10 protein-coding genes are annotated in these 12679 nt (G+C 70.7%); 5 read left to right on the forward strand and 5 right to left on the reverse strand.

The annotated features are described in order from the left end of the window. Positions 1-125 precede the first annotated feature (125 nt). Entirely contained in the window at positions 126-425 is a 300-nt protein-coding gene (locus WMF19_RS05305; RefSeq protein ID WP_437898069.1) for a hypothetical protein, read from the forward strand. On the opposite strand, the gene WMF19_RS05310 is transcribed toward WMF19_RS05305, so the two are convergent. From WMF19_RS05310 to WMF19_RS05325, 4 genes are all read right to left on the reverse strand, one after another. Further along, positions 422-1108, reverse strand: a complete 687-nt coding sequence (locus tag WMF19_RS05310) for a contractile injection system protein, VgrG/Pvc8 family (RefSeq protein WP_437898070.1) — start codon at positions 1106-1108, stop codon at positions 422-424. The genes WMF19_RS05305 and WMF19_RS05310 overlap by 4 nt on opposite strands. Before the next feature lie 817 nt (positions 1109-1925). Beyond that, positions 1926-2225 (reverse strand): GIY-YIG nuclease family protein, encoded by a 300-nt coding sequence (locus tag WMF19_RS05315; RefSeq protein WP_437898071.1) that lies wholly within the window; start codon positions 2223-2225, stop codon positions 1926-1928. After that, positions 2222-4582 carry a tetratricopeptide repeat protein gene (locus WMF19_RS05320; protein ID WP_437898072.1) on the reverse strand — a complete coding sequence of 787 codons (2361 nt, stop codon included), beginning with the start codon at positions 4580-4582 and terminating at the stop codon, positions 2222-2224. Before WMF19_RS05320 ends, WMF19_RS05315 begins: the two co-directional genes overlap by 4 nt. Positions 4583-4593: 11 nt before the next feature. Beyond that, positions 4594-5442 (reverse strand): SDR family oxidoreductase, encoded by an 849-nt coding sequence (locus tag WMF19_RS05325; protein WP_437898073.1) that lies wholly within the window; start codon positions 5440-5442, stop codon positions 4594-4596. A 286-nt stretch (positions 5443-5728) separates the two neighbouring features. On the opposite strand from WMF19_RS05325, the gene WMF19_RS05330 reads away from it, so the two are divergent. Next, positions 5729-8758 (forward strand): protein kinase domain-containing protein, encoded by a 3030-nt coding sequence (locus tag WMF19_RS05330; RefSeq protein ID WP_437898074.1) that lies wholly within the window; start codon positions 5729-5731, stop codon positions 8756-8758. A 495-nt stretch (positions 8759-9253) separates the two neighbouring features. Next, the gene (locus tag WMF19_RS05335; protein WP_437898075.1) at positions 9254-10096 is read left to right on the forward strand and encodes a transposase; all 843 of its coding nucleotides are present in this window, start codon (positions 9254-9256) and stop codon (positions 10094-10096) included. A 299-nt stretch (positions 10097-10395) separates the two neighbouring features. Here the strand turns inward: WMF19_RS05335 and WMF19_RS05340 are convergent, their stop codons facing one another. Further along, positions 10396-10743: a winged helix-turn-helix transcriptional regulator gene (locus WMF19_RS05340; protein WP_437507249.1), complete on the reverse strand. Its 348-nt coding sequence runs from the start codon at positions 10741-10743 to the stop codon at positions 10396-10398. 111 nt (positions 10744-10854) lie between these two features. On the opposite strand from WMF19_RS05340, the gene WMF19_RS05345 reads away from it, so the two are divergent. Both WMF19_RS05345 and WMF19_RS05350 read left to right on the forward strand, forming a co-directional pair. Then, positions 10855-11727 (forward strand): NAD(P)-dependent oxidoreductase, encoded by an 873-nt coding sequence (locus WMF19_RS05345; RefSeq protein WP_437898076.1) that lies wholly within the window; start codon positions 10855-10857, stop codon positions 11725-11727. Continuing rightward, positions 11724-12614 (forward strand): NAD(P)-dependent oxidoreductase, encoded by an 891-nt coding sequence (locus WMF19_RS05350; protein ID WP_437898077.1) that lies wholly within the window; start codon positions 11724-11726, stop codon positions 12612-12614. The genes WMF19_RS05345 and WMF19_RS05350 overlap by 4 nt, the downstream gene beginning before the upstream one ends. Positions 12615-12679: the final 65 nt, after the last annotated feature.

The following is a 12679-nucleotide window of genomic DNA, read 5'->3' on the forward strand; positions in this document are numbered from 1 at the left end:
CCGAGCGGGCCTCCGAAATCGTCCGGCATCTCGACAGGAGTCCACTCCGTCGCCCCTACCATCATGAGCCGCTGCTCCTTGCCCACCGCATGCAGCTTCGGGACGAGCTTCACAATGCGCCCCTGATGGAGGACGTGCGCGACGTTCCAGCGAAGCTGTGGCTTGCGCGGCGCGCCCAGCGCTTCGTAGACAGGACTCTTGCGAACCGCCGCGTCGACGAAGCACGAGCCCGCGACCACGACCATGTCGCCGGCCGCGGCGGCGATGGCCGAGAGCGCTCCCACGGGTACGCTGTACTCGGGGAGCACCAGGAGCCGCACGCGCCAGGCACGGCACGCTTCGACGACGGCGCGGAGCTTCTGGACGAGCTGGCCGAGGTACGCAGCTTCGACGCGCTTCGAGAGCTCACTGTAGGCCTTCCCTAGCGCGTCCGGCGGCGGCACGAGGCCGGGCGGCAGGGTCGAGAGTGGCAGCTTCCCCTCCGGATCCGACTTGCCGAGTGGATCCGCCAGTGAGCCGTGGATTGCCGGATGGTACGCGAGCTGCGCGACGGCCACGCGCACGATCCGTCGGGTGCTGCCCGTGATCGCGGGAGGCTCGGCGCCGTTCTGCTCGATCGACATCGGCCAGCATTTAGCGCAACTGCTTGATTCGGCACAGCATGTGGAGCGGCCGGGCGGGCTCTCTGGACGTCCAGCGCGCGGCCATCCCGGCCTCGCCCAGGACCTCGGGTCACCACATCGGACTCGCGCATCGTCTGGAAGATGCGGGTGCGCCAGCGGCGCTTGAGCAGCCAGAGGCGGGGGAGGCGGAGGGCGTACTCGATCTGGTGGTCGCCCCGGTCCCCCCCGGCGACGCGTACAGCGGTGACGACACCGTGGAAAAGGCGCGGCTGGGGCCCGACGTGGAGCGGTGAAGAGCGCGCGCCGGCCCAGGGCGTCCGCTCGACGGCGTCGCCGGCCTCGGCGGTGACCACGACCTCGAGATCGTACGCCTTGGAGATCGTCTCGTTCTCCGAGAACGACCGCATCTGGAACAGGTCACCCGCGAGCCCGTCGACCGAAAGCTGATAGGGCGGCGCCATGTCGATCATGGGTGCGAGGACCATGCTTCCCGCGGCGGGGATCAACCGTGCCCCCACAGCGCTCCTTACAGTGGAGAGCCGCGCCTCGCCGAGGAGGTCGCGCAGGGCCGGCGTCTCTGCCCGCGGTGCTTTCGTCTCTGCGCACGGTGCGGATGTCCTCGGTTGCGGGACGGATGTCTGGGGCCGCGTGCCGACCGATCGCGAGTCGGACGGGAATGAAGTTTTCGCAGCGGCGACGGGCCGCGGGCTCGGCCGTGATCAGCCGGGCACGGCGGCGTCTCGCCGGTCGAGTACAGCGCGGAGGTGTCCCAGATGGGAGCAGGGCGAGCCTCATCGTGCACCGCGGCGCCCGGCGAGGTGGGGTGGCCAGGGCATCGCGGCGTCCGGCGGCGGCCTCTCCAGCGCGGAGATGGGTACGAGCCATCTTTATTGGAGGCACGTCCACGGCGGAGACGGGTGCTACTCGTCTTTGGGGGGAAGCACGTCCACCGGGAGACGAGTGCAACTCGTCTTTTTTTGGAGGCGCGTCCACCGCGGAGACGAGTGCTGCTCGTCTTTTCTTGGAGGCACGTCCACCGGGAGACGGGTGCTACCCATCTCCCGCGTGGACGACCCACGTCACCCGGATGGGTTCACGGCGTCCCGCCCGCCCCGAATGGGGGCGCCGGGACGGCTTCGGGCTTCCTGGCGGGGGCTCTTCGACGGGATCTCGCGAGGTCGTCGACCCGTTTGACGTAGGGCGCCAGCGGCCGGGCTCCCGCACCTCGCGGCGAACAGGGGCTAAGAGGGCCGGGCAGCTCTCGACGACCTCTCATGACCAGAGACGCACCTGGGCGACGAGCTACGAGGGCGTCTCCTCCTTCGCTCCCGCGCCGCCCCGGCTCACCCCCGCCGCCCCCGCGGCGAGCGCTTCCTTCCCCGCGCGCCCCAGCCTCCGGATCGCCGCCTCCCGCCGCTGCGCCTCCCCCCTGTCGGCCGCCGCCTCGACGTGGACCACCGCGAGCGGCCCCCGTCCGCGCGTGTACCGCGCCCCGCGCCCCGCCGCGTGCTGCGCCACGCGCGCCTTCACGTCGCGGGCGATCCCCGTGTAGAACGACCCGTCGCCGCAGCGCAGGATGTAGACGTGCCAGGCCGCGGTCACTCCTTCGGCCCCTCGTTGTAGCCGCGCGGCCGGTACTTCGGGTCCACTCCTCCGTGCGTCGCCCCGTTGTCGAGCGTGTCGATCGCGAGGTACGCGAGCCACGTCCCGGGGTGCTCCTCCGCGAGCCGCCGGAGCTCCGCGTCGTGCGCCGTGAGCCGCTGCTCGTCGTGCAGGCACTGCAGCGCGAGCGCGATCAGGCTCAGCTCGTTCGGGCCGAGCTCCATGCCGCGCTGGTAATGCGGGAAGGCCTCGTCGGGGCGGTGCATCCGGCACAGCGTGTCGCCCGTGTACACGTGCGCCATCGGCCACGTCGGGGCGAGATCCATCGCGATCTTGCTCTCGGCGAGGCGGGTCTCGAGGTCGCCGCGGGCGCCCTTCATCACCGAGTAGTTGAGGTGCGCCTTGGCGCTGTTCGGGACCGCCTCCTTCGTCGCCGCCCAGAAATCGAGGTCGTTGCGGTAGTCCATCGCGTGCCGGTAAGCCTGCGCGCACTGGAAGCCGAAGAAGAGCACGAACAGCGCCGGCGTCACCCACGCCCTCCACGACCAGCGCGCGCGCGGCGTGAGGGTCGAGCCCGCGAGCGCCTCGTGGAGCCACGAGAAGGCGACGGCGAGGACGAGCGACGAGCCGATGGCCGGGAAGTACCAGAAGCGCTCGGCGCGCACCGTCGGCAGGACGACCGGGATGTTCGAGTGGGGGAAGTAGCTGACCACGACCCAGGTCAGCCCGATCGCCGCGATGCACAGCCCCGCGTAGCCGCGGCGCAGCGGCACCCAGGCGCTCCGGTCCGCCGTCGCCGGGCAGGGCAGGGGGCGCGCGCCCTCGACAAGCAGCCCGAGCCCGAGGAGGAACGCGGGCAGGAACGGCAGCGGCCAGAGCACGAGCGGCAGCGCCCGGAGCAGGGGCACGCGCCCCGCCGGGCGGAGCACGTGCCAGTCGTACGCGGCGAGCGCCGCCGCCGCGATCGCGAGGAGCGCCCCCGCGAGGAGCAGCGGCCACCTCCGCGACGTCGCCTGGCCGCCGTCGACGAGGAAGGCGGCGCGCACCGAGCGCCGCTCGCGCCGCTCCAGGTGCTCGCGGCGGAGGGCCGCGATCCAGAGCGCGAGCGAGCCGAGCGGGGGCAGCACCATCATCGCGGCGCCGGCGACGCTGCCGAAGAAGACGAGCCTGTCCGGCACTGGCTCCTGCGGGTACGAGTAGTCGCCGCTCAGCGTCCACGGGAACGCGATCTGGGTGAGGCCGCGCCAGTAGACGCGCAGCGCGCCGGCGATCCGGTGCGGCATGTCCGCGGCGCCGAGCGGGTTGTTGAGCGGATCGCGCGGCAGGGGCGCCTGGTGGAACCAGACGAGCGCCTCGTGGAGCGCGCGCTTCACGAGCGGCGCGCCCTCGGGGAGCGGCGCGGCGAGCTCGGCCGGCATGGGCGCGGGGAACCAGCGCCGCCGGAGCTCGACGTAGAGCACGAACGCCGCGCCCGCGGCGAGCAGCGCGAGCAGCGCCCGGACGAGCCGCGCCGGCCGCGTGGGGTGGGTGAGCGGCGCGGCGATCAGCGCGGCGAACGGGACGAGCGGCACGCAGACGAGCGCGCTCTCCTTGGAGAAGAGGCCGAAGAGCACGGCCGCGAACACGCCGAACGGCATCGCCCACGCGGGCAGCGCGAGGGCGGCGAGGGCGGCGATCGCCCCCATGCCCCCGAGCACGTCGGCGATGCCCACGATGCCGCTCACCGCCTCGGTGAGCACCGCGCAGCCGACGAAGAGGAGCCCGGTGAGGTAGGCGAGCCCGCGCCGCCGCGTGAGCCAGAACGTGACGCACGTGAGCAGCGCGCCGTTCACGGCGTGGAAGAGGACGTTGTAGAAGTGGTGGAAGAACGGCTGCTTCGTGACCGCCCAGATCGTGCGCCAGAGGAAGTTCGGCAGCGGGCGGTAGGAGCCGACGCTCCGGTCGGGCGGCAGTCCCCAGAAATCGCGATGGATCGCGTCGAGGAAGCCGATCCCGCCCTTCGCGTTCACGTACGGGTTGGCGAGGAGCGCCTCCTGCTCGTCGAAGATGTAGTTCGTCGACGGGGCGCGCGTGAAGAGGATGACGGCGATCAGCGCGAGCGGCGCGATCGCGGACAGGAAGGTCGGGTCGAGCGCGAGGAAGTAGTCGCGCACGCGCCGCGCGGCGTCCCCGAGGAACGACGGCTCGGCGGGCGGCCCTGCGGACGGCGGCATCCCGGAGGACGGCGGCGGCCCTGCGGACGGCGGCATCCCGGAGGACGGCGGCCCGTACGGCGTCGTCGTGTCGTCGTCGAGCGCGTCGGGCATGAGCTCCGGCACGTCGTGCTCGGCGGAAGGGGACGGGGGCGGATAGGTCACGCCGCGCCCTCTCAGCCCTTCGCGTCCGGTGGGGCGCTCGGCGCGCCGTCCGGCTCGGGGACGGACCAGATGTCGCCCCAGAGCGGCTGCCCGCCGTCGATGCCGTAGACCGCGCCCGTGATGAAGTCGTTCTGGTCGCTGGCGAGGAAGACGATGAGCCGCGAGACCTCCTCGGGGGTGGCGAGGCGCTTGAGCGGGGTGGCGCGCCGCGCGAGCTCGAGCAGCTCGTCGCCGTACTGCGACGTGCCGCTCGACCGGATGTTGCTGCCGGGCGCGACCGCGTTGACGCGGATGCCGAGCGCCGCCCACTCGACGGCGAGCGAGCGGGTCAGGTTCTCCACGCCGGCGCGCGCGGCGCCCGTGTGCGCCATGCCCGGGAAGCCGCGGCTCACCGACGCGGTGACGTTCACGATCCGGCCGCGGCGCGCCGGGAGCATCGCGCGCCTCGCGACCTCGCGCGTCATGTAGAAGGTGCCGTTCAGGTTGTTGCGCACGACCGCCTCCCAGCCCTTCGGCGTCATGTCCATGGCCGGACTCGGGAACTGGCCGCCGGCATTGTTCACGAGGACGTCGACGCGGCCGAATTTCCCGAGGACCTGGCCCACGAAGGCGGCGATCTGCTCCGGCTCGCGGATATCGCACGGCGCGGCGAGCACGTCGTCGCCGGAGACGCCGTCGCCCGCGAGCGCCTTCGCCGCGGCCTCGAGCTTGTCGGCCCGGCGGCCGCAGAGGGCGACCTTCGCGCCGAGGTAAGCGAGCTCACGCGCGCAAGCGAGGCCGATGCCGCTGCCCCCGCCGGTGACGATCGCTACCTGGTGTCCGAAGAGTCCTGGGGCGAAGATCGAGCGCACCTGGGTCACGCCCCGCGTTTACAACGGCTCAGCGGGCGCCGCCACACGCCGGGCGATCCGGGGTGGTTCCGGCGTCCCAGGCAGAAAGGCCCCGGCGTTCGAGGGCGCTTGCCCGTCCGGCTCCGGCGGCTGGCGCAGATGGCTCCACGGCTCGGCGATCGCCCGGCGCGTCTGCCAGGCTCCTCGCGATCAGCGCTTGGTCGGACCACCGATCCCGCCGCGCGATGTCGGCGCTGCTCACGTGAGCGACAGCGCCTCTCGATCGAGGCATTGTTGAACGAATTGGCTCATTTGCGTGAATTCACGACGTCCCTGGGCCCCGGAGCTGCCCTCGCCTCCGGGCACGATTCCGGCGCTCCGGCGGAGCGGACCCTGCGGAGAGCCGCGCACGCAGCATGTTATCCTCTCGCTCGTCATGGACTTTGCGTACCCTGAAGGTCATGTGCTCGCCGACCGGTACCGCGTCGTCCGCGTGCTTGGCCGCGGCGGCAACGCGATCACCTACGAGGCCGAGGACCTCTCGACCGGGGGGCGCGTCGCCGTCAAACAGCTCCTGATCTGGAAGCGCGCGGAGTGGAAGGCCCTCGATCTGTTCGAGCGCGAGGCGAGGGTCCTCGCGAACCTCACCCACCCCAGCATTCCTCGCTATATCGATTACCTCAAGCTCGACGGCGCGCAGGGGCCTTGCTTCTATCTGGTGCAGGAGCTCGCGCCGGGGCGACCGCTCTCGGCCTGGGTCAAGGACGGATGGCGCGCCGACGAGGCCGAGGCGTCGACCATCGCGCGGCACGTCCTGCGGACGCTGCTTTATCTCCAGGGCTTCAGCCAGCCCATCGTTCACCGCGACATCAAGCCGCAGAACCTCCTCCGCCACGAGGACGGCTCCGTGTACCTCGTCGATTTCGGCGCCGTGGGGGAGGCGCGGGACACGACGTCGGGAGGGAGCACGGTGGTGGGCACGTACGGTTACATGGCCCCGGAGCAGTTCCGCGGCCGCGCCGCGCCCGGGAGCGATCTCTACGGGCTCGGCGCCACGCTGCTGCACGTGCTCTCCGGCCGCGATCCCGCGGATCTGCCCCAGAAAGGCATGCGGTTCGATGTCCGCGGCAGCGTCCAGGTCTCGCCCCACTTCGCCGACTGGCTCGATCGCATGCTCGATCCCGACCTGGATCGCCGGTTCGCCACGGCAAGGGAAGCGCTCCTCGCGCTCGATCGTCCGGCGGAACGTGGCCCCCGGCGGGGCCTGCTCGCGGCGGCCGCGGTCGCGCTCGGCCTCACGGCCGCCGGCGGCGCCGCCCTGGTCGTCCATCGCACCCGATCGGTCCCGCTCCCCACCGCGGCCGTCTCGCGCGACGCGCCTGGCGCGCCCGCGACGACCGCCGCGAAGGAAGCGAAGGAACGGGCGTCCTTCGCCCCTCTGCGCACGCTCTCGGGGCACTGGTCCGCGATCTTCGAGGTCGCTTATGACCCGGGGGGCAAGCGCCTCGCGAGCGGCAGCAACGATCTCGCGCTCAAGCTCTGGAACCTCGACGACGGCCAGCCGTTGCGCTCCTTCGCCGGGCACACGAAGCGCATCGGAGGGATCGCGTTCACGCCGGACGGCAAGACGCTTGTTTCTGCTGCCGACTCGACGGTGCGCCTCTGGGACGTCGACTCCGGCGCGCCGCTGAAGACGCTCGACGCCGGCGCCGGGGTCATCACCGATCTCGCGCTGTCCGCCGACGGCGGCCGGGTCGCCGTCTCGAGCATGGATGGGACCGTGCGGGTGTTCTCGATCCGGACTGGCCAGAACGAGAAGACGTTCCAGAACGGCGGGCGCGTGATGTCCGTCGCCATGACGGCCGACGGCCGCGTGGTCCTGAGCGGCGACGACCGCGGGGCCGTCCGGGTCTGGTCGGTCGAGACGGCCAGCGAGATCGGCGTGCTCTCGGGCCACGCCGGGCCGGTGAACCGCATCGTGATCGGGCCCGACGGGCAGACCGTGATCAGCGCGAGCGACGATCGGACCATCCGCCTCTCCCACCTCGGCAGCCGGAAGCCGCTCACCACGCTCTCCGGGCACACCGACGAGGTCTGGTCGCTCGCGCTCTCACCGAACGGCGACACCCTGGTGAGCGGCGGCAAGGACGACAGGATCCGGGTCTGGGACGTTTACTCGGGCAAGCTCACGAGAGAGCTGCGCGCCGGCCTGAACGGCGTCATCGCGCTCGCCTTCCACCCGGGCGGCGCGCAGTTCGCCGCGGGGGGCGGGAACAACCAGATCCGCATCTGGGCGGCGCCGGGCAAGGTGTGGAGGCCGCCGGTGCCGCCCGCCGACTACACGCCAGCGCCGGTTGTCCCCGAGCCGTCGCCCTCCGTCGAGGCGTCGCTCGTCCGCGACGCCAACGCGCTGCTTGATGAGGCCAGATCGCAGAGTGTCCGCCAGCAGGCGCGCGCGCTCCTCGATCAGGCGATCCGCACGAACCCCGCCTACGCGCCGGCCTACGCGGCGCTCGGCCGCCTCGCCTACAAGAGCGGTTATCTCCGTGGCAACGAGTACGAGCCCGACAGCCTTGTGCGCGCCCACGAGCACACGGACAAGGCGCTGGAGCTCGATCCCAGATGTCTGGACGCCCATGTGGTCAAAGGCTGGGCCTACATGTTCCAGAAGAACCACGGCGAGGCGCGCAGGATGGTCGAGGCCGCGGAGGCGCTCCGTCCCGACGCCGACGACGTGATCCTCCTCTCGGCCACCCTCGCCGAGCGCGAGGGGAAGACGGAGGAGGCCCTCGCGGGCGCGAAGCGGATCATCGAGGCCAGCAAGAACCCGCAGGTGCTGGCGCGCGCTTACGACATCCTCACGGACGTCTACAAGGCCATGCGTGAGTGGGAGGCGGTGGAGGATACCTACCTGGCGATCGTTCGCCTCGATCCGAAGTCCGCCTGGGCCAAGGGCAACTACGCCAACTTTCTCACGTGGAGAGAGGAGCACGATCGGGCGGTGGACATGGCGCGAGCCGCCCTCGCCACGAACGATTACCCGATAGGGCGCACGATCCTGGCCAGCGCGCTGTGTGGCAAGGGCCGGCAGCTCCTCGCCCGGCAGGACCTCGAGGGCGCGCGGGCGCAGTTCCTCGCCGCGAAGGAGGCGTATCCGGGCAGCGCCGAGGCGCCGCACGGCATGGCGCTGTATTTCCGGGCGCTGGCGGACAAGGAGCAGGAGCAGCAGCGGCGCGCCGAGCTCCTCGCCGAGGCGAAGAAGCACCTCGAGGAGGCGCTGCGGCTCGATCCCAAACACCGGGGCGCGCAGGAGGCGCTCGCGGCGCTCGACCGGCCCGCGCGCTGAGCGCGCTGGGATCGCGGGTCAGAAATCCCGCCAGGAATTCCCGGTCGGAGAGGGGCGGTCGTCAGAAATCATAGTGATTCCGATAGCTTCCGCCGGTTTCACCGCCGAGGGCGGCTCCGACGTGGCCCAACGCGGGTCCAACGGGCCGCCCTCTGCCGCCCCGTCGCTCGCTGTCGAGGGGACCGCGGCATCATCGGTCGGGGTCGGCGCCGTTCGATCCTGACTTCAACAAGTTCGGTCACGAGACCAAACCGGCGCAGACTCGGCGGCGGTGGGCGCTGTTTGCGGGGTGGATGTACCGCATCACCGCGCGCAGTGCCTCTGCCTACTTTGCACAGCGATACCGCTCCGCCGAGATTCTCATGGCCGCTCCGCTAGATCCTGAGTCGCCCGATCCGCGACCTGGCACCGAGGAGGGGATGGCGGCACGGGAGAGCAAGGAACACCTACTCGAGGGGATTCGGTAACTCGATCCCGACACGGCCACAATCGTGGATGCAAAGGATCTGCACGGGACACCAATGCGCGAGCCGCTTGCCCACGCCGGCGGCGGCCGCGCTCCTGTGGACGCTCAGCCGGCTCGAGGCGATCCGCAAGACGGGCGCCGCCGGGCCCGGCGAGGACGCTCGGGGACCTGCTGCGAGACGCCATGCAGGAGTCGCGACGCCACCATCACACGATGCGCGAGGAAGTGAGCTGGCTCCGGGGCTTCGCTCGGATCCTGGAGTCTCGGCACGTCGGGCGGCTCGCGTTCGAGTGGGACGTGAGCCGCTCGGCGGAGGACTGCGTCCTTCCGGCATTGCTGCTGCAGCCGCTGCTGGAGAACGCGGTTTATCACGGCGCGCTCCGTCGGCCCACCAGCTCGCCTCCTATCTCGGCCTGGTCCCCTTGGAGGACACCTCCGGGGGGCGCGACAAGCGGCGGCTGGGGTCGATCACCAAGCAAGGCAACGCCTATCTGCGCGCGCTGCTGACGCAGGCTGCGCACACGATCCTGCGGCACAAGAGCGGCGATGACCCGCTAGGTCGATGGGCAAAGGCCATCGACGAGCGCCGGGGTCGCCACATTGCGGTCGTGGCGCTGGCGTGGCGGCTGTCGGGTGTGCTGTGGGCCATGTGGCGCGACGGCACGGTCTACGATGCGCAGAGCGCAGCGGTCGCTTCGGCCAAGGGCCTGCGGCTGCCAGCACAGTCGATCGAGCAGCAGGCGCAAAGCATGAAGGAGGCCGCGGTCAAGGCGCGCCGCCGGCAGCGCTCGATCGACAAGGGACTCGGCGCCGCTCGGGCAACGGCTCGGTCGAGGCCGGTCTCGACCTCAAGGAGGGCCTCGATGCACTGACTTTTCCCCCTACGGGAACATGCGCCACGAGCGCGTCACGCTGGGAGCGTGAACGAGGGCCACGTGGATGAGCACGGAAGCATCGAGGGTGATCGGCCTGTGGGTCGAACATGCCGTCCCTCAGAAGGCGCCTCCACAGTCCCGTTTCGGACCCCAGTGTGCATCCAGGCCACCAGGGCGACCGCCGGCCTGTGAATGCGGATCGTCAATCGAGCCACAGCTCGCTCCTGCGAACGCGACGAGGCGCTCAAGCACAAGCCGTGTTCTCTCCGAGCCCTCTTGCCCAGATCCCGGCGGGATCATCGCTGGCCGGCCTTGAGGCGCTTCATCCGCTCGGTGCCCCAGGCGCCCAGCGGGCGGAGAGCTTCATTGAGCGTGCGGCCGTGCTCGGTGAGCGAGTACTCGACCTTTGGTGGCACCTCGCGGTACACCTCGCGATGGATCAGTCCGTCCTCCTCCATCTCGCGCAGGTGCTGGATGAGCATCTTCTCGCTGACGCCCGGCAGGCCACTCTTCAGTTCGCCGAAGCGGCGGGTGCCGTGATTGTTTAGCTCCCACAGGATCAGCGATTTCCACTTGCCTGACACCACGTCCATCGCGGCGTCGATGCCGCAGATGTACGGACCACGTCTTGCTGTCGTTGCCATCGAACTCCTTTGCGTCATGACTGCGCCCGCTCGATCCTTACCAAAAGGTGTGTATCAAACAAAAAAGTAGGTACTTGTCAGCTCGGCGGTGCGAGCCAATGATGGCTTGGCATGAGAAACAACACCACCCCGACTACGGTGCTTGGCCTCGGCGCGATGGGGTCCGCTCTCGCTGCCGCGCTGATCGACGCCGGGCACCCCACCACCGTCTGGAACCGCTCGCCCGCCAGGGCACGGCCGCTCGTCGCTCGCGGCGCTACCGCAGCGGGCTCCGCCGAGTCTGCCGTCTCCGCCAGCCCCCTCATCGTCGCCTGCCTATTCGACCACGCCTCGGTCCACGAGGTGCTCGGCCCGACCGCAGGGAGCCTGCGCGGGCGCACCCTCGTGAACCTCACGACCACCACGCCGAACCAGGCTCGTGAGCTGGCGGCGTGGTCGGCGTCCCATGACATCGACTACCTCGACGGCGGGATCATGGCCGTCCCCGAGATGATTGGCGGCCCGGGTTCCGCGATCCTCTACAGCGGCTCGCAGACCGCGTTCGACGCACACCGGGCGCTGCTCGACCTGTGGGGTAAGAGCACCTACTTTGGATCCGACGCCGGCATGGCCTCGCTCTACGACTTGGCGATGCTCGCCGGCATGCACGCGATGTTCGCCGGCTTCCTGCACGGCGCGGCGATGGTCGGCTCCGAGGGGGTGTCGGCGACCGAGTTCGCCGCCCGCGCCACCCCGTTCCTTGCCGCCATGACGGGCGCGTTCGCCGGGTTCGCCGCCACAATCGACGCCAAGGACTACGCGGGCGAGGGCCAGCAAAGTCTGGAGTTCTCCGACCTCACCAAGCTCGTCGCGGCGAGCACCGAGCAGGGCGTGAGCGCCGAGGTGCTGCAACCGGTGCACCAGATGATCCGCCGCCAGATCGCCGCCGGGCACGGCAAGGAAGGCTTCGCCCGCATCTTCGAAGAACTGAGGAGCACCCGATGAACTCATCTCACGATCTCGCCCCGGTGACCGTCATCGGCCTCGGCCCGATGGGTCGAGCGATGGTGACCACGCTGATGAACGCCGGGCACCCCGTGACGGTATGGAACCGCACGCCGAGCCGGGCCGCTGAGCTCGTCACTGCGGGAGCCACGCTGGCACCCACGCCGGCCGACGCCCTTGTGGCCAGCGAGCTGATCATCCTCAGCCTCACCGACTACCCGGCGATGTACGACATCCTCGGTGGTTCCACCGGCACGCTGGCCGGCAAAGTGCTCGTCAACCTCAGCTCCGATACACCGGAGGCCTCGCGTGAGGCTACGGCGTGGGCCGCCAGGCACGGCGCCAGCTTCCTGACCGGCGGCGTGATGGTGCCCGCCCCGATGGTCGGCACCGAGGCCGCGTATGTGTACTACAGCGGTCCAGAGGCGCTGCTCCGGGAGCACGAGTCGGTGCTCCGACTCCTCGGCGCACCGCGCTACGTCGGCAAGGATCCCGGTCTGGCCCAGCTGTGGTACCAAGCGCAGCTGACCGTCTTCCTCACCGCGCTGTCGGGACTCCTCCAGGCGGCGGCGCTGGTGAGCGCGGCGGGCGTGCCGGTGGGCGACTTCCTGCCCGACGCGCTCGACACGTTCACCGGCATCCCGGTGATGCTGGAAGGCGGGCAAGAGCTGGCCAAGAGCCTGGAGACCGGCGTGCACCCCGGCGACCTGAGCACCGTGCTGATGATGGGCGCCACCGCCGATCACATCGTGCGCACCAGCGAGACGCTCGGCGTCGACGTCGACGTGCCCAAGGCGGTCAAGTCGCACTACGACCGGACGATCGCCGCCGGCCACGGCACCGACAACTGGACCGCCCTCTACGAGGTAATCAAGTCCCGGCGTTGACCCCATACCTCCCAAGCGCCACGGCGAGCGATTTAGCCGCTACCACCGCACAGCTTGCGTGAGGA

The organism is Sorangium sp. So ce124 (genome assembly GCF_051525235.1).
GTDB classification, from domain to species: domain Bacteria; phylum Myxococcota_A; class Polyangia; order Polyangiales; family Polyangiaceae; genus Sorangium; species Sorangium atrum.

Bases quoted from the DNA above. Each gene is read 5' to 3' on its own strand.
- WMF19_RS05305 (WP_437898069.1), top strand. From the start codon at position 126: ATGGAGGACGTGCGCGACGTTCCAGCGAAGCTGTGGCTTGCGCGGCGC.
- WMF19_RS05310 (WP_437898070.1), bottom strand. From the start codon at position 1,108: ATGGTCCTCGCACCCATGATCGACATGGCGCCGCCCTATCAGCTTTCG.
- WMF19_RS05335 (WP_437898075.1), top strand. From the start codon at position 9,254: ATGCAAAGGATCTGCACGGGACACCAATGCGCGAGCCGCTTGCCCACG.
- WMF19_RS05340 (WP_437507249.1), bottom strand. From the start codon at position 10,743: ATGGCAACGACAGCAAGACGTGGTCCGTACATCTGCGGCATCGACGCC.
- WMF19_RS05345 (WP_437898076.1), top strand. From the start codon at position 10,855: ATGAGAAACAACACCACCCCGACTACGGTGCTTGGCCTCGGCGCGATG.
- WMF19_RS05350 (WP_437898077.1), top strand. From the start codon at position 11,724: ATGAACTCATCTCACGATCTCGCCCCGGTGACCGTCATCGGCCTCGGC.